The organism is Rufibacter soli (assembly GCF_054781795.1).
In genome coordinates this window covers 2,202,388-2,218,367 of record NZ_BAAGTS010000002.1, presented here as the reverse complement: position 1 = coordinate 2,218,367, position 15,980 = coordinate 2,202,388, and the positions used below count along the sequence as shown (strand labels likewise).

12 protein-coding genes and 1 riboswitch are annotated in these 15,980 nt (G+C 47.5%); of the genes, 3 read left to right on the top strand and 9 right to left on the bottom strand.

What is annotated here, in order from left to right:
* Positions 1-91: 91 nt before the first annotated feature.
* The 5 genes from ACYVJQ_RS11150 to ACYVJQ_RS11130 form a co-directional block, all read right to left on the bottom strand.
* Positions 92-694, bottom strand: a complete 603-nt coding sequence (locus ACYVJQ_RS11150) for an alpha/beta fold hydrolase (RefSeq protein WP_460893151.1) — start codon at positions 692-694, stop codon at positions 92-94.
* Between the two features lie 75 nt (positions 695-769).
* A complete protein-coding gene (locus tag ACYVJQ_RS11145) occupies positions 770-1,567 on the bottom strand; it encodes a queuosine precursor transporter (RefSeq protein WP_460893150.1) in 798 nt (265 codons plus the stop codon).
* 828 nt (positions 1,568-2,395) lie between these two features.
* The gene (locus ACYVJQ_RS11140; RefSeq protein ID WP_460893149.1) at positions 2,396-3,313 is read right to left on the bottom strand and encodes a ribonuclease Z; all 918 of its coding nucleotides are present in this window, start codon (positions 3,311-3,313) and stop codon (positions 2,396-2,398) included.
* 21 nt (positions 3,314-3,334) lie between these two features.
* Entirely contained in the window at positions 3,335-3,712 is a 378-nt protein-coding gene (locus ACYVJQ_RS11135) for an STAS domain-containing protein (RefSeq protein WP_048920757.1), read from the bottom strand.
* 68 nt (positions 3,713-3,780) lie between these two features.
* Positions 3,781-4,716, bottom strand: coding sequence for a phosphoribosylaminoimidazolesuccinocarboxamide synthase (locus ACYVJQ_RS11130; RefSeq protein WP_460893148.1), 936 nt, complete (start codon positions 4,714-4,716; stop codon positions 3,781-3,783).
* Between the two features lie 350 nt (positions 4,717-5,066).
* A riboswitch (SAM riboswitch) is annotated at positions 5,067-5,179 on the top strand.
* A gap of 267 nt (positions 5,180-5,446) precedes the next feature.
* Between ACYVJQ_RS11130 and ACYVJQ_RS11125 the strand changes: the two genes are divergently transcribed.
* The 3 genes from ACYVJQ_RS11125 to ACYVJQ_RS11115 are packed head-to-tail and all read left to right on the top strand — an operon-like array spanning position 5,447 to position 9,077.
* Entirely contained in the window at positions 5,447-6,781 is a 1,335-nt protein-coding gene (locus ACYVJQ_RS11125) for an O-acetylhomoserine aminocarboxypropyltransferase/cysteine synthase family protein (protein ID WP_460893147.1), read from the top strand.
* An 8-nt stretch (positions 6,782-6,789) separates the two neighbouring features.
* Positions 6,790-7,845 (top strand): homoserine O-acetyltransferase MetX, encoded by a 1,056-nt coding sequence (gene metX, locus ACYVJQ_RS11120; protein WP_460893146.1) that lies wholly within the window; start codon positions 6,790-6,792, stop codon positions 7,843-7,845.
* Positions 7,824-9,077 carry a homoserine dehydrogenase gene (locus tag ACYVJQ_RS11115; RefSeq protein ID WP_460893145.1) on the top strand — a complete coding sequence of 418 codons (1,254 nt, stop codon included), beginning with the start codon at positions 7,824-7,826 and terminating at the stop codon, positions 9,075-9,077. Before metX ends, ACYVJQ_RS11115 begins: the two co-directional genes overlap by 22 nt.
* A gap of 424 nt (positions 9,078-9,501) precedes the next feature.
* Here ACYVJQ_RS11115 and lysA read toward each other — a convergent pair whose 3' ends face one another.
* From lysA to ACYVJQ_RS11095, 4 genes are all read right to left on the bottom strand, one after another.
* The gene (lysA, locus tag ACYVJQ_RS11110; RefSeq protein ID WP_460893144.1) at positions 9,502-10,647 is read right to left on the bottom strand and encodes a diaminopimelate decarboxylase; all 1,146 of its coding nucleotides are present in this window, start codon (positions 10,645-10,647) and stop codon (positions 9,502-9,504) included.
* Complete coding sequence (locus tag ACYVJQ_RS11105) at positions 10,640-11,974, bottom strand: aspartate kinase (RefSeq protein WP_460893143.1); 1,335 nt, start codon at positions 11,972-11,974, stop codon at positions 10,640-10,642. The genes lysA and ACYVJQ_RS11105 overlap by 8 nt, the downstream gene beginning before the upstream one ends.
* Before the next feature lie 348 nt (positions 11,975-12,322).
* Entirely contained in the window at positions 12,323-13,801 is a 1,479-nt protein-coding gene (locus tag ACYVJQ_RS11100; protein ID WP_460893142.1) for a T9SS type A sorting domain-containing protein, read from the bottom strand.
* A gap of 684 nt (positions 13,802-14,485) precedes the next feature.
* Positions 14,486-15,931 (bottom strand): T9SS type A sorting domain-containing protein, encoded by a 1,446-nt coding sequence (locus ACYVJQ_RS11095; RefSeq protein WP_460893141.1) that lies wholly within the window; start codon positions 15,929-15,931, stop codon positions 14,486-14,488.
* Positions 15,932-15,980: the final 49 nt, after the last annotated feature.

The window sequence follows — 15,980 nt, the reverse complement described above, 5'->3', positions numbered from 1 at the left end:
TAAAGTTCTCTGCAAAGTAAACGATTGACGGGCAAACGGGAAAGCCAATCCCTTTTTAAAGCCGTTTTCAGCAAAACAGGCCTAAAACAGGTTAAGCTAGGTACCGGTTAATCAACGCGCTTACTTCCTTGGCCCGGTTTAACACTACTAAATGCTCGCCTCCTTTTATCACGTGAAGGCCCGGAACCTGGGGAACAGGCAGGATTTTGTCACGGTCACCATGGATGATGATGGCGCCCGCGGGCGGGGCTTCTTGATGCCAGGAGAGAATCTGCGTAAGCGAACGCCGAAGGGTGAGCACATCTGTGTCCCTGATAATAGACCTGAAAATGGCCTTGTCCTGGGACGTAATAGCCCCAAAAAGCCAGGCTCCTGGGCCGGTAAAGCGTTTAGCTGCCGCAAAAGGAAGCCAAATCTGGGCTTTCAACCAACCCCCCAAGCGGTATGGAAAGGGAATTTGGCGGGTATCTACCAGGGTGGAAACCAGAATAAGTTTTTTAACCGGAATCTGCCGGGCTATTTCCTGGGCAACCATGCCTCCAAAGCTCAGGCCTATCAAGATGGGCGGTTCCTGGCTGGGCTCCATCTGTTGCGCCAGCTTTTGGGCATAGGTCGCCAACGTGTCAGAAGGAGAGGGCCTGATCCATTTGATATACCGGGGCTGCGGATGATCCAGTTCCAAGAATTGAAACATGCGTTCATCAGCCCCTAAACCACTGATAAGATACAAGGGAGGTTGCGCCATAAAGCGTGCGGCTAAAAGAGGAAATTAATCCTGGGCAATAAAGGTTTCCATGGGTACTTTCTGGTCATCTGCCAGGTAGCGGTCAATAATGGGGTGGGCCAAGTACAGCAAAGGCGTGAGCACTACTGCCATGGTAAACTTGTACAGGTAATTGATCACTGAAACGGAAAACACCAACGTAAGGCTCCAATCCCCGAACAGGTAAAAGGCGATAAATAGGACCACCACCGTGTCTACCAACTGTGAAACCAGGGTAGAGCCGGTGGCCCGTATCCAGATCTTTTTGCTGCTGGTAATGCCCTTGAGCCAATGGAAGACATGCGCATCCAGCAACTGCCCCACCAAAAACGCCACCAAAGAACCAATGATTATGCCCAGCCCCTGCCGGAACACCTTGTTAAAAGCGAAGTCCATGTCAAAGGCCGTACCGTTGGGTCCCTGGTTGTTGATGTCCTGCCAGAACTGCGCCGGTGGCAAGGCCGTGGCAATGACAATGACCAGAAACGCGTAAGCGATCAACATTGCGGTTAAAATGCTTATGCGCTTCACCCCGTCTTTTCCAAAATATTCATTAATGATATCAGTGGTGATAAAGACCACTGGCCAGATTATGACCCCTGCGGTGAGGTTGAAATCAAATGTGTTTCCCATAACCGGTATCTGGGCCCCCGGCAACCCAAACACGCCTTCCCCCGAAAAAATCTTTACCCCAATCAACTCAGCCAGCAAGGCGTTAGTGAGGAAAATACCGCACAGCACCATGAACAGCTGTCGTTTTTTGTCGCCCATGGAGGCGTGATAATGGTGGGTGGAATTGGACATTTTATATGCGGCGGTTTAAGTTCTTATTTCCTGTAAAGATGGAAGAAAGGCGGTAATTATAAAATTTTGGCAAGGGTGCCTTGTAGGGTATAATTCCGTTTTAGGCCTGGTTTTGGAAAAACGGGCCCAAAACGGCTGGGGTAGGTTCTGAGTTGATCTGCACGCGTAGTCAAGCCCTACCCCCTTCAAAGGGGGACTAAATGCGTGGGTGAGTCTTTCGCCTCAGGGAAGTTGGAAACTTCCCGAATGGTAGGTCCAAGTTGAAAAATTGAACCAGGGAAATGTCTGCTGGTGTAAACACCCCCTTTCGCCCCCCTCAAGGGGGGAGTCTGCGTTTAGTACGCCGAAATGCGTTTTAAGCCTGTTTCCCGAAAAACGTGCCTAAAACGCCAACAGCCCAAAATACATTTCACCAAATCTCCTTCACGCATTCCCTCAATTCCAGTCTTTACTTCGAGCGCCTCGCTTGTGGCCCTGCAGGGGCTTTACTAAGAGAGAATTGCAACCCGGCCGCAAGGGCAGTGCGAGGGGGAAAGACGGGGCCCCGCGGCCGTGAGCGCTCAGAGGGAAACCATGCAACAATACAGCATAAGGACATAGGCAACAGCAGACACCACGCCAGCAACAGGCGGGAATGCATGCACAAGGATGTTGCAGGTTGAGCCGCAATCTTGGTCCTTGGTGAGAATACCAAAAACGGCGGAAGAAAGGAAAAGCTGTCTAAATCGTTGATTAATAGACAAATCTAAGCGAACGGCAAAAGTCCGATAAAAAAACCTCTACCCACCTTAACAAAGGAAGACCTAAACATTCATGTTTACAAAACCATTACTCCAACACACTAACTGTTTTCCCTTCTGTAGCTAAATTGGTATTAGGGAAAATAGCCTGGGCTTCCTCCAGCAGGGGGGTGAGTTCTTTGTAGCGGGCAGAGAAGTGCCCGATGAGTAGCCGTTTTACCTGGGCCTTTTGAGCCAAAGCGGCGGCTTGGGCGGCCGTGCTATGGAAGGTGTATTCTGCCCGTTGCGCCATGTCACTTAAGAATGTGGCTTCATGGTAGAGGAGATCCACGCCTTGAATGTAAGGCAAAATGTCTTCCTTGTATTTGGTGTCTGAGCAATAGGCGTAGCTTCGGCTGCGCTTGGGATGAGTGGTGACGTCTTCGTTGCGAACCAGAATTTCTCCCTGCTCGTTCCGGATGTCTTCTCCCCATTTCAACCGGACCAATTGGGGCGGAGTAAGGAAATCAGGAAGTTTGGATTTGAGCAGGTGACGCGGTTTTTCCTTCTCTTTAAATAAAAATCCGCAGCAGGGCACCCGGTGCTGCATAGGCAGCGAGTGCACCGTCATGAATTTATCCTCAAAGATTTTACGGCAAACGGTGGTGTCTAACTCCACAAAGTTAATGGGGTAGGGGAGTTGGGTGCCGCCGTATTTAAATTGAAGGGAAAGGATGTCAGCCAGGCCTTTAGGGCCAAAGAGGTTGATAGGGGCTGTGCGCTGTTGCAGGTGCATGGTGGACAGCAGGCCCACCAACCCAAAATAATGGTCACCATGGAGGTGACTTATAAAGATGTTACAAATGCGCTGATGCTTTACTTTGTATCGCATCAGCTGCATTTGTGTACCTTCGCCGCAATCAATCAGATTTATCTGGTTACCAACCGTGAGAATCTGGGCGGTATGATGACGTTCAAAAGAAGGCGTGGCAGAGGAGCTACCAAGTATTTTCAGCTCGAAGTCCAAACTGCTGTTTCTTCAGATTGACTATTCTTCTTTTTTGGTAAGATCGCTCTCAATTTCGTGCAGAAACACCCGGTCAATACCTTCTTCAACGGTAGGCAGAATGTTCAACACAGACTCCAGTTTAGAGATGGTGATCAGCTTGGTCACGTGCTCCTGAAGGCCAGTCAAGATCAATACGCCTCCAGAAGAGTTGCAAAGACGGTTGGCTATCAAAATAGAAGAAAGCCCGGAAGAATCAGTATATTTTACGTTTGATAGATCCAAGATCAGGTTGGTGATACCTTCTGCATTCAATTTAACAAACTCAGACTTCAGATCAGGGGCGATCGTGGTGTCCAGTTTCTTTTCATCTATGGTGATGATGGTATAGTTCTCTTTTTTATCTATTGTGTACTTCATAAGTAACAGCAAAAAGGTTTAGACTGCGAATCTACCAATTTTTGGTGGAATATCTGTAACAAAGTATGTTAAAAAATGTTTGCGGCAATGCTTTCCTGTAAGCTATCTGGCTGACTGGCGTAGTCTTGGGGAACAAACTTTTCTTCCAGTAACTGCTCATACAATTCAATGTACCGCTGGGAGATTTCGGTTAATTTGGCGTCAGTCATTTCAGGTACCTGTTGCCCTTCTTTGCCCTGGAAACCGTTTTCTATGAGCCATTGACGTACAAATTCTTTAGAAAGTTGCCGCTGGGGCTCGCCAGCATCCTGGCGCTCCTGGTAACCTTCAGCATAGAAGAACCTGGACGAGTCTGGCGTATGGATTTCATCAATTACATAAATGGTGCCATCGGCTTTACCGAACTCGTATTTGGTGTCTACCAGGATAAGCCCGCGGGCAGCAGCCAGTTGGGTGCCCCGCTGAAAAAGGGCTCTGGTATAGGCCTCCAGTTGCAAGTAATCTTCTTCAGATACAATTCCCTGGCGCAGAATCTCCTCCCGTGAAATATCTTCGTCATGGCCCTCGGCGGCCTTGGTGGTAGGCGTGATGATGGGCTCTGGAAAAGGGTCATTCTCTTTTAAGCCTTCCGGCAGCGCCACTCCGCAGAGGGAACGTTTACCGGCGCTGTATTCCCGCCAGGCATGGCCCGCCAGGTAGCCTCTGATCACCATTTCCACTTTGTAGGTTTCACATTGCTTGCCAATGGTCACGTTGGGCGCAGGATGGCTGATTACCCAGTTAGGCACTACATCTGCGGTGGCTTTTAAAAAGGAGGCCGCAATCTGGTTCAATACCTGACCCTTGTAAGGGATGGCCCGCGGTAACACCACGTCAAAGGCAGAGATCCGGTCGGTGGCTACTAAGGCCAGCTTGTCTTTGAAATAATAAACGTCGCGGACTTTGCCCCGGTAAAACCCGGTCTGGTTGGGGAAGTGGAAGTTGGTTTCTTTTAATGCTTGCATAAGAGCGGACTAACAGCGGCAAAGTTAGGAAAGGAAAAATAAGGGGCAAGACCTTAGGGGAAGTGTTTATATGCGGTAGGCTTTTACAGATCAATGCACCCAGAAAAAATCTTTGTTTGGGCTAAATGATGGAGCTGAAGGTTAGGAGTTGAACAACGAAAATTCAGGCTATAAGAAAATAGCTAGTTGTAAAGTTGCTAATGAATGTTAGGTAGGGGTATGAGTTTTGCAATGGTTTTGACGGGCTGTTGCGGCTGTGACAAAAATAATTTACTAAATTTTTTAAAATAGTTTGGAAATAAGGTTTTGGGGCCTACATTTGCAATATCAAGTCAATTATCAAGGTAGTTGATTTATAAAGAAGAGTGGAGAGACAGGCTCTGAGAAGCTCTAGCAACCTACCAACCGTGTAAGGTGCTAATTCCTGAACCCAACGGACATATTGCCTTGGGGAATATAAATTGATACGAAGATGGAAAATCAAGCAAAAGCCACTTCTTACAATGCAGGGTCACGCTCATTAGCAGTGACAAAATTTAGTACACCTCATTTCTTGTTCGGCGCAACAAGCATGCGAATTTGTGGCATGCGGGGCTGTTGTTGTTGCCTATAATCCTCCTTTTCCTGTTTTCCAGGGTCTGACGCACCGCGGCAGGAGTGTTCCTGCTATCCGTTAGTTTTTCTGGAGTCTTGTTTTTGTTCAATTTTTCAATTGTAACCAGCCATTACTATGTCTAATTCCCTTCGTTTTGAAACCCTTCAGCTGCACGCTGGCCAAGAAATAGATGCTACTACCCGCTCCCGCGCGGTTCCTATTTACCAGACCACTTCTTATGTATTTGAGAGTGCCGAGCACGGCGCTAACCTGTTTGCCTTAAAGCAGTTCGGGAATATCTACACCCGCATCATGAACCCTACTACTGATGTGTTTGAGAAACGCATTGCTGCCTTGGAAGGCGGAGTAGCGGCCGTAGCCGTGGGTTCTGGGCAAGCGGCCCAATTTATTGCCCTTACTAATATCTTACAGGCCGGTGACAATTTTGTAGCCTCTAGCAATCTGTACGGCGGTTCTTACAATCAATTCAAAGTATCCTTCAAGCGCCTGGGCATTGAGGTGAGGTTTGCCAAAAACGAAGACCCTGCTTCTTATGCCGCCCTAATAGATGAAAATACCAAGGCCCTGTACTTGGAAACCATTGGGAACCCGCGGTTTAGCATTCCTGATTTTGAATCAATAGCCGCGGTGGCCGCCGGACATAATCTGCCGCTGGTGGTAGACAATACCTTTGGTGCCGGAGGGTACCTTTTCCAGCCGCTCAAGCATGGGGCCAATGTGGTGGTAGCCTCTGCCACCAAATGGATTGGTGGTCATGGCACCACGCTGGGCGGGGCGATTGTAGACGGCGGTAACTTTAACTGGGGCAACGGCAAGTTTCCGCAGTTTAGTGAGCCTTCTGAAGGCTACCACGGCCTTAATTTCTGGGAAGTGTTTGGCGCCAATGGTCCGTTCGGCAACATCGCTTTCGCCATTAGGGCCAGGGTAGAAGGACTGCGTGATTTTGGTCCCTCTTTAAGTCCATTCAATTCCTTCCAGTTAATCCAAGGCCTGGAGACGCTTTCGCTGCGGGTGGACCGCACAGTAGAAAACGCGCTGGCCCTGGCTCAATGGCTGGAGAAACACCCTCTGGTGGAAAGCGTTAATTACCCCGGTCTGCCTTCCAGCCCGTACCACGCATTGGCTCAGAAATACCTGAAACGTGGTTTTGGCGGTGTGCTAAGCTTTAACCTGAAAGGCGGGAAAGAAGAAGCCGAGGTTTTTGTGAACAGCCTGGAACTGGTAAGCCACCTGGCAAACGTGGGCGACGCCAAAACGCTCATCATTCACCCGGCCTCCACCACCCACCAGCAATTAAATGAAGAGGAGCAACTGTCTGCCGGCGTAAACCCCACGCTACTTAGGGTGTCTGCGGGCATTGAGCATATTGAAGACATCAAGGCAGATTTTGAACAGGCGTTTGCCAAAGTACGGGTGCGTGACATCCAAGTAGAAGCCTCTTTAAACTAGTATTTGCCATGTTATCAGGACGCGTTTTTTCTTATACAGATGAGTTTCTTTTGGAGTCCGGGCGATCATTGCCCGGTTTCCAACTATTTTACACCACTTGGGGCACGTTGAATGAAGACCGCAGCAACGTTATTTGGGTGTGCCATGCTTTTACCGGCAACGCCTTTGTGAAAGACTGGTGGGATGGCCTCTTTGGGGAAGGCAAAACCTTTGATCCGGCCAAGCATTTTATTGTCTGCGCCAACTCTTTGGGTAGCTGCTACGGTTCTACCGGTCCGTTGAGCCTTAATCCAGATACCGGCAAGCCTTATTATCACGCATTCCCCACCATTACTGTTCTGGATACGGTAAAGGCGTTTGAGATTTTGCGCCAGGAACTGGGTATTGAACAGATTCAAGTTTTGATTGGTGCTTCCCTGGGCGGACAACAGGCCTTGGAATGGGCCATTGAATACCCAGAGGTAACTAAACGGCTGGTGCAAGTGGCGGCAAACGCCCGGCAAACGCCTTGGGCCATTGCCTTTAATGAAACCCAACGCATGGCCATTGAACAGGACGTGACCTGGCAGTTAGACACGGATGATGCCGGTTTGCAGGGCATGCGCACCGCGCGGGCCATTGCCTTGCTGTCTTACCGTACCTATAAAGCCTATAACCAAGCCCAGCGCGATCCCTCAGAAGAGCGGAAGCGCCATTACCGGGCCGCTACCTATCAGCAATACCAAGGGGAAAAACTGGCGCAGCGGTTCAATGCCTTTTCTTACTGGCAGCTAACCAAAATGATGGACCACCACCACGTGGGCAGAAATCGAGGAAGTCTGGAAGAAGCCTTGCGCCGCGTGCAGGCCGAAACCCTTATAATAGGAGTAGACACCGACGTGCTGTTCCCGGTGAATGAGCAGCGGTTTGTGGCCCGTCATATCTCAAACGTAACCCTGGAGATTATTCATTCGCCTGCCGGGCATGACGGGTTCTTACTGGAAACCACCCAGATAAGCCAGGCCCTGGATACCTTTTTACAGAAAAAACAACAACGAAAAACATGGATTCCCACCGTCTTCTAACTATTGGCTTATTTGGGTTTGGCTGCGTAGGCCAAGGACTGTATGATATACTGGCCCGTGAAGAGTCACTGCCCTACAAAGTGGCCCGCATTTGCGTAAAAGACCCCGTTAAGTTGCGTCCGCTTCCCCCAGAAAATTTCACGTTTGACTGGCTGGAAGTGGTGCAGGACGAGCATCTTGATATTCTGGTGGAAGCCATTAGCGACGCAGATGAGGCCTATGCCATTGTATCTGAGGCCTTACGCCGAGGCAAGAAAGTGGTGACCGCTAACAAAAAGTTGGTGGCCTACCATTTGTCAGAACTCCTGGCCCTGCAGGAAGAATTTGGCGGTACCCTTTTGTATGAAGCTGCCGTGGCCGGAGGTATACCAATAATTAGAACGGTAGAGGAGTATTTTTCCAATGAGCCCCTGGCGCGGGTGCATGGCATTCTGAACGGTTCGTCTAACTACATCCTCAGCCAGATTTTCAAAAACCAGAAGGCTTACAGTGAAGCATTAAAAGAGGCCCAAGACAAAGGCTTCGCCGAGTTGGATCCCTGGCTGGACGTGGCCGGTGCCGATTCCCGCCACAAGCTCTGCATTCTGGCGGCCCATGCCTTCGGGCGCACGTTGGCCCCGGAAGAGGTTGCCTTCTTCGGGATAGATTTCCTGGGGCGCCAGGACTGGGAGTTTGCCAAGCAGCAGGATGCCGTTATTAAACTGGTGGCCTCCGTGCATGAGACCGCCGACGGAGAGTTAGTGCCCTTGGTGTTGCCTAGCCTGGTGAAAGCCTCTGATGATTTGTATGGCGTGGAGCAGGAATTCAATGGCGTGGTAGTGGAAGGTGGCTACTCTGGCACCCAACTATTCAAAGGGCGTGGCGCCGGCGGGCACCCTACTGGGTCTGCCGTGTTATCTGATATTGATTCCATTAGCCGTGGATACCGCTATGGTTATAAGAAATTGCAAAGACATAAAAATGCCGCCGCTCTGGCCTTAGATTATGAGCTGGAAGTGTATCTGCGGTGCCCTGAACCAGATTTAGTGGTGGCCTTGGGACTTTCCAACCTGCAAACGGTGCAGCGGGAGGCAGATGCCTTCAGTTTAATTGGAACTGTTACTTTGGGCAACCTTATCAAATCTCAAGACCAAATAAGACAGGCGGGTGCCTACATCATGGCCCTTTCCTCTGGTTTTGAGGAAGCAAAGGAAGCACCCGAAAAAGAAGCAGTGGCTTGGTCAAACGCCTGATAAACGACTATACTCCTTATTCTCCCATAACAGTTTCTTAAGGGATAGCCCGCCAAAAAGTAGAAAGTAGTTTGTTCATTTTAGTTCGTTTATTACCAAAAGCCCAGCTAGATAGCTGGGCTTTTCGTTTTCCGTGAATTTGCCATTTGGGAATGAATAGGACGGCAGTGATGGGGTATTTTCTGTTTTGAGCCTGGATTTCTAAAACCAGGCTCAAAACAGAAAACCTTTACTCTGGCCGCTCTTTTTTTGGTAAAAATTTACCTCTTCCTCTTAATGCAATTTGACTAGTACTTCTATAAAAGGGTGCTAACCAGGGTAAAAGCAAAAACCTGTTTTAGAGCCGTTTTTTCAAAAACAGCTCTAAAACAGGTTTTCATAAGATTATGGCTGAAAAGAAAATCACTTAGCCATTGGCCCATCGTTAAGAAAGGTATATAGCCTGGACTTTGTCCCGGAGGTTGTACTGTGACACCATGACCTCGCCATAGGCGCCCGCCGTCCTAATGGCAATGAGGTCGCCGCGTTTGGTTTCCGGTAGGGTATATTCTTTGGCGAAACAGTCTGTTGACTCACAGATGGGCCCTACCACGTCATAGATTTTCTCCGGAAATTGGCTGCTGAGGTTTTCTATTTTATGATAGGCCTGATACAAGGCCGGGCGCATGAGTTCGGTCATGCCGGCGTCCAGAATCACGAAGTTGGTTTTCTGCCCGTGTTTCAGGTAGAGCACCTTGGTGATCAGGTTTCCGCAGGGGGCCACCAGGGCTCTGCCCAATTCAAAATGGACTTGCTGCCCGGGGCGCTTTTCCAATAACAGATCAAAAATCTTAAAATAAGTGGCAAAGTCGGCGATGGGGTTCAGTTCTGGGGTGCGGTAATCCACGCCCAGGCCTCCGCCCACGTTCAGGTGTGGGAAAACCAGCCCACGCTCTTCAAACCACCGCTGAATCTCGTTTACCCGAACGCACAGATTTTCAAAAGCCCGCAGGTCGGTGATCTGAGAGCCAATGTGGAAGTGTAGCCCAATAAGACGCAGGTTAGGCCACTCCCCAAAACGGGGCACCAACTCCTCCAATTCCCAGACATTAATCCCAAACTTGTTTTCCTCCAGGCCGGTGGTAATGTATTTATGGGTGTAGGCGTCTACGTTTGGGTTAATGCGCAGCGCCACTTGGGCGGTTTTGCCCTGGGCCGCGGCCAGTTCCTGGATCACCTCCAGCTCCTGTACAGATTCACAGTTAAAGCAGAAAATATTAGACTGCAGGGCAAAATTGATCTCAGCATCTGATTTCCCAACGCCGGCAAAAACCACCTGCTCCGGTGAGAAGCCGGCTTCAAGGGCCCGGCGCACTTCATTTCCGCTTACGCAATCAGCGCCAAAACCTCTTTCCAGCACTTCGGCCAGAATAGGGGCATTGGCATTGGCTTTTAAGGCATAATGCACGTGGTAGCCATATTTAGAAGCCTCGGCGTGCGCCAAATCTAAGGTTTGGCGCAGCAAGGAGAGGTCATACGCGTAAAAAGGGGTAGCGTGCTGTTCTAAGACAGAAAGTTGCTCGTTAAGCATTTGCTTCCTCCCTCTCCTGAAAAACGCCTTCGTTAATGGCAAGCAAAGACTCTTCTTTATAGTTTGTATTCACTAGAAAGCTAATGTTGTTTTTGCTTCCGCCGTAGGAGACCATGCGCAATGGTATCTGGGCCAACGACTGCACAACACGTAACACGGCCCCTGGTTTGTCTTCCATGAAGTCGCCCACCACGCAAACAATGGTCAGGCCTGAATCAATCTCCACAGTCCCGAAACGCTGCAAAGCCTCCGTGATCTCAGGAAGGTATTTGTCATTGTCTATCGTGAGGGAAACCGCTACCTCAGAGGTAGTGATCATGTCAATGGGGGTTTTGAAACGCTCAAAAACCTCAAACACGCTCCTCAGGAAACCATAGGCCAGCAACATGCGGCTTGATTTAATTTTAATGACAATGATGCCATCTTTCGCTGCCACCGCCTTTATCTTGTTTCCAGATTTTTTAGACGAAATAGTGGTGCCGGTGGCCTCGGGCTGCATGGTGTTCAGCAACCGTACCGGAATGTTGTGTTGCTGGGCCGGCAAAATGCTGGAAGGGTGCAGAATCTTGGCCCCGAAATATGCCAGCTCGGCCGCTTCATCAAAAGACAGCTCGGCAATGGGGTAGGTGTTTTTCACCACCCGCGGGTCATTGTTGTGCATGCCGTCAATGTCGGTCCAGATCTGGATCTCAGAGGCTTTCACCGCCGCCCCAATAATTGAAGCCGAGTAATCGCTGCCGCCGCGCTTGAGATTATCAATCTCGTTTTTGGCATTGCGGCAGATGTAGCCCTGGGTAATGAACAATTGGTTGTCTGGGTACTGGGCCAGCAATTGGTTGAGGTATACTCTGATGTAAGCCTGGTCTGGTTCTTCATCTGGCGTGATACGCATGAATTCCAAAGCTGGCAGCAACACAGATTTAATGCCATTCTCTTCCTGGAAAATCTGGAAAAGCTGAGTTGACAGTAATTCACCCTGGGCCAGAATGATCTTCTCCGTTACCCCGGAATAAGGAAGGTCCAGACGTGCCCTGATATCCTGAAAAACAGTACCTAAAACCTGTTTACCTTTTTCTTTAGATGCGTCCTGTTTATATAGTTGGGCCACCACCTGTTTATAGTGCTGCTCCAGTTGGTTTGTGAGTGATTCGGCCTGGTCAAGGTTTCCTTGTTCCAGCTGCTGTCCAATCTGTACCAGGTGGTTGGTGGTGCCTGACATGGCAGACAAAACCACAATAACCGATTCCTGGGTTGGAAGTAGTTGTGAGACAGCACCCATACGCTCAGCTGAGCCTACCGAGGTGCCCCCAAATTTCATGATTTTCATAGTAACGAAATAATTCCTGCAAATTTACTAAATGAATGGTTAGGTACCTGAAAAAATCCACTCTAAACCCTGTAAAAATTTGAATAAAATAATGGGCTAGAGAAGCTAGATAAGTGCCTGAATAAGAGTGTTTACCAAGGATTGAAATTAATGAAGGGGGATAGGAAGGAAACTAGCCAAGGGTATTGGGTGAACGCCTCTTTTATTTGCAGTAATAACTTGACTGCCTTAAAAAGCAAAAGGAGACAAATGAAGCGGAACTTCCTTCGTCTCCTTTTGTAATAAAGGGCTTAAGTAAAAACTAGGAATGCTTTTTCAGGGGCTGTTATTTCCCTGAAAAGACATCTGTTATTGAATCTTCATCACGCGCTGTGACACATGGAGGTCTGCACCAGTCACTGACAAAATGTAAATTCCTTGCGGAAGCGAAGAGGTAGCAATTTCGAACTGGGAAGTACCTGGGGCCAAGGCCACTTTATCCTGATGGAAGATATTTCCCTGCAGATTTCTGAGCTCAACTACCGCCTCAGTGGCGGAAGTTGCCTGTACCTTATATGTCAATTGCTGCTGGAACGGGTTAGGACCTACCTGAAAGGCAGCCGCGGCATTCAGTTTCCCCAAGGTGTTGGCGATGACCTTGGACAGCTCTGACTTGCCGTCGAGGTCCACTTGCTTCAGGCGGTAGTAAGACGTGCCGGCCAGGGCGGAAGGATCGGTGAAGGCGTAGTTTCTCTGGATGCTGCTGGTCCCATTTCCTATTACCTTTCCAATAGGATGAAAAGTCTTGCCGTCGGTGCTGCGCTCCACCTGGAAATAGTCGTTGTCCTTCTCGGAGGCGGTGGTCCAGGCCAACTCTACCTTTCCGTTTGTGTTCTTGGAGGTGAAGGAGGTGAGCGTAACGGGAAGCGGAACGGCCGATGGATCAGCGGCTGTAACAACTAAATCATCAATGGCTAAGATGTCTTTTTTGCCGGCGTTGCTTCCGTTGTCAGCATCTACCCACCTGATCATAAACTCATACCCTGGAGGGATGGCTAATGTAGGAGTACCTGCTCCACCAAGGGTAATACTTATAAAAGTTCTGTTAGCAGCAAGGTTTCCATCAAGAGCAACTAAATTGTCAGTGTTAGAATTTTTAACGTTGTTTTGTGGAGCGGCCAACAACGTTGTGCCACCTACCGTAGTCCAGGTGCCATTTTTTATATCAGTTAGAGGGCTGTTTGCTGATGAGGCTACTTGGTATTGAAGTTGTAAGGAAGTATATTCTACCGCATCTAACCATTGCTCCAAATAAAATTTAAGATCTACAAAATTGATTGTTTCTGTAGTTGAAGTGTTCTTGAATCGTATGCCATAATAAATATTACCGGTAAAGTTATTAGCATTCGCTTGGGAAGTAAGGCTTCCTAATGCCAGGTCCTTTCCGTTTACCGTTTGAGGCCCCATTCCTAGCATCCCGCTACCTGGGGTATATTTAGATTTATCATTAGCATTATTTGGATTACTAATGGCGCCCACAGAGGAAGACGAGTATTGCATGGTGCCTGAAGTTGCCATGGCGGCATACCACCCATATACATTTCCATTGTCTACCCAAGGGGTAGAATAATTTATTAAAGTAGGGCTACCAGTACTCCCGCTTAAAGTAAATTGGGGTGTGGTAGGTAAACCATTAAAATTTTGGGTGTATTTCCCATTTGGAGCAATACCAATACCAGGAATAGCCTCTTGGCTGTAGCCATCTAGGGGATTAAAAATTATAAAGGAAGTAACAATAAATAGGATTTTTGAAAAAATTGCTAACGAGTTGGTAGCTGTTAATTTCATAATTTGAATTTTTAATGAAAAAATTAGACGTTATAAGCGCTTGTTTACAAGACGGTGGAGCCAATACCTATGCAGATACCATTTCTTTGTATCTATTCCAAATTCGGATAGAAACGTAATAACGCCATGAAATTATTTTAAAAAAACAAGAAATCCAAAATATTACAGGATGTATATAATTTTAAGTAGTAATTTAACAATATTAAAAAATGTGAATAATAACCAAAGTCTGCATTTCAGAGCATACGGCAAATATCTTAGTTACCATATTTTAGATAAAAGCAAGAAAAATTTATTTTTAAAAGGTATATAGAAGTGGAGTCATTATTAAAAAGGCCCCTAGAGTATGCTTGAACTTGCCAAAGGCAGCTATAAGAATGGCTTATCTGATAGAGAATAGTTCAAGATTCAAATTAGAAAGGAAAGCCTAAGGACTAATAGAGGTATAAACTTCCTTGTTACCTTTCATGATTGGGGTTTATTCACTTTTTAAGCTGGTCTCCTCGTAAGGCAGGTATTATAAGTCTGATATTTTGATCATTAATTTAATTGAATAAAAAAGCACATATGCATTAAACAGAAAAGCCCCCATTGGCCAACTTTAGAAAGTAGGTCAATGAGGGCTTAAGAGGAGCGGTAAACGTTTATAAAGGGATTTTGGAAAAAGTAAGCGTCCGGTAAATGCTATTCAACTTTTAAAACCCGCTGTGACAAGAGGAAGTCACTGCCAGAGACGGACAGGATGTAAATACCCTGCGGAAGGCTAGAGGTGTTGATACCAACCTGAGAAGCGTCAGGGGTAATAGTTTTTATTCCCTGATAGTAAACCTTCCCTTGCATATTCCTGAGTTCTACTACCGCTTCTGTTTCAGTTGCGGTTTTAAGCGTAAAGGCAAGTTGCTGCTGGAATGGGTTAGGTCCTACCTGCAAGGTCGCCGCGGCATTCAATTTCCCTAGGGTGTTGGCGATGACCTTGGATAGCTCTGACTTTCCGTCAAAGTCCACTTGCTTCAGGCGGTAGTAAGATGTGCCGGAAAGGGCGGAGTTGTCGGTGAAGGCGTAGTTTCTCTGGATGCTGCTGGTGCCGTTCCCCTTCACCCTTCCTATGGCGTGGAAGGCCTTGCCGTCAGTGCTGCGCTCCACCTGGAAGTAGTCGTTGTCCTTCTCGGAGGCGGTGGTCCAGGCCAGCTCTACCTTGCCGTCTCTGTTTTTGGAGGTGAAGGAGGTAAGCGTAACGGGAAGCGGAACGGCAGCTGGGTCAAATCCATTAATAACTAAATCATCAATGGCTAAGATGTCTTTTGTTTCAGCATTCCTACCATTATCTTTGTTTACCCACCTAATCATAAACTCATAGCCAGGAAGGATAGTTAATTCTGGAGTGCCTGCACCGCCCAAAGTAATTCCTATTAACCTTCTATTTATAGCAAGGTTTCCATCTAGCGGAGTTAAATCTTCATTTTTAGAATTCTGAACTTTATTCTGCGGCGGAGATAAGAGAGTGGTGCCTCCTATGTTTGTCCATGTACCTTCTTTTATACTACCAATAGAAGTATTAGGAGCAGAAGCAACTCTATATTGAAGCAGTAAACCATTATCCTCATTCGCGTCCAACCATTGTTCTAAGTAAAAATTGATATCAAGAAATTTGATAGGTTCTGTAGAAGTATTTTTAAATTTTAAACCATAATAAATGTCTCCGGTTACAGTATTAGCATTAGCCTGAGCACTAAGGCTACCTAAGGCAAAATCACTCTGTGTCCCCATCCCCAGCATCCCTCTTCCTGGGGTATACATTTTGTCATCTGTATGCTTTATTGCACCTTTAGAGGAGGAGGAATACATGAGATCAGAGGTAGATGTCATTCCTGCATACCAATTATCAATGAATACATTATCCACCCACCTAATAGAATTACTAATAAAGACATCTTGACCATTTTGGGGGTTTACCCCGAAACTAAACTGAGGAAGTGGTGGCAACCCATTGAAGTCCTGAGTATATGTGGTTTTGGGAGTCATACTTATTTGTGAAAACCCTTCCAATGGTTGTAATAATATAATAAATCCAATAAAAAATAGGATCCTTGAAAAAATTGGCAAAGCGAGGTTAGGTATTAATTTCATCATAGGAAAATTTAATAGATCTGCTAATAGAGGTAGATGTCAGACAAGACCG

Excerpts from the sequence above, each read along its gene's own strand:
- ACYVJQ_RS11150 (WP_460893151.1), bottom strand. The coding sequence starts at position 694 with ATGTTTCAATTCTTGGAACTGGATCATCCGCAGCCCCGGTATATCAAA.
- ACYVJQ_RS11145 (WP_460893150.1), bottom strand. The coding sequence starts at position 1,567 with ATGTCCAATTCCACCCACCATTATCACGCCTCCATGGGCGACAAAAAA.
- ACYVJQ_RS11135 (WP_048920757.1), bottom strand. The coding sequence starts at position 3,712 with ATGAAGTACACAATAGATAAAAAAGAGAACTATACCATCATCACCATA.
- ACYVJQ_RS11130 (WP_460893148.1), bottom strand. The coding sequence starts at position 4,716 with ATGCAAGCATTAAAAGAAACCAACTTCCACTTCCCCAACCAGACCGGG.
- ACYVJQ_RS11125 (WP_460893147.1), top strand. The coding sequence starts at position 5,447 with ATGTCTAATTCCCTTCGTTTTGAAACCCTTCAGCTGCACGCTGGCCAA.
- metX (WP_460893146.1), top strand. The coding sequence starts at position 6,790 with ATGTTATCAGGACGCGTTTTTTCTTATACAGATGAGTTTCTTTTGGAG.
- ACYVJQ_RS11115 (WP_460893145.1), top strand. The coding sequence starts at position 7,824 with ATGGATTCCCACCGTCTTCTAACTATTGGCTTATTTGGGTTTGGCTGC.
- lysA (WP_460893144.1), bottom strand. The coding sequence starts at position 10,647 with ATGCTTAACGAGCAACTTTCTGTCTTAGAACAGCACGCTACCCCTTTT.
- ACYVJQ_RS11105 (WP_460893143.1), bottom strand. The coding sequence starts at position 11,974 with ATGAAAATCATGAAATTTGGGGGCACCTCGGTAGGCTCAGCTGAGCGT.
- ACYVJQ_RS11100 (WP_460893142.1), bottom strand. The coding sequence starts at position 13,801 with ATGAAATTAACAGCTACCAACTCGTTAGCAATTTTTTCAAAAATCCTA.
- ACYVJQ_RS11095 (WP_460893141.1), bottom strand. The coding sequence starts at position 15,931 with ATGATGAAATTAATACCTAACCTCGCTTTGCCAATTTTTTCAAGGATC.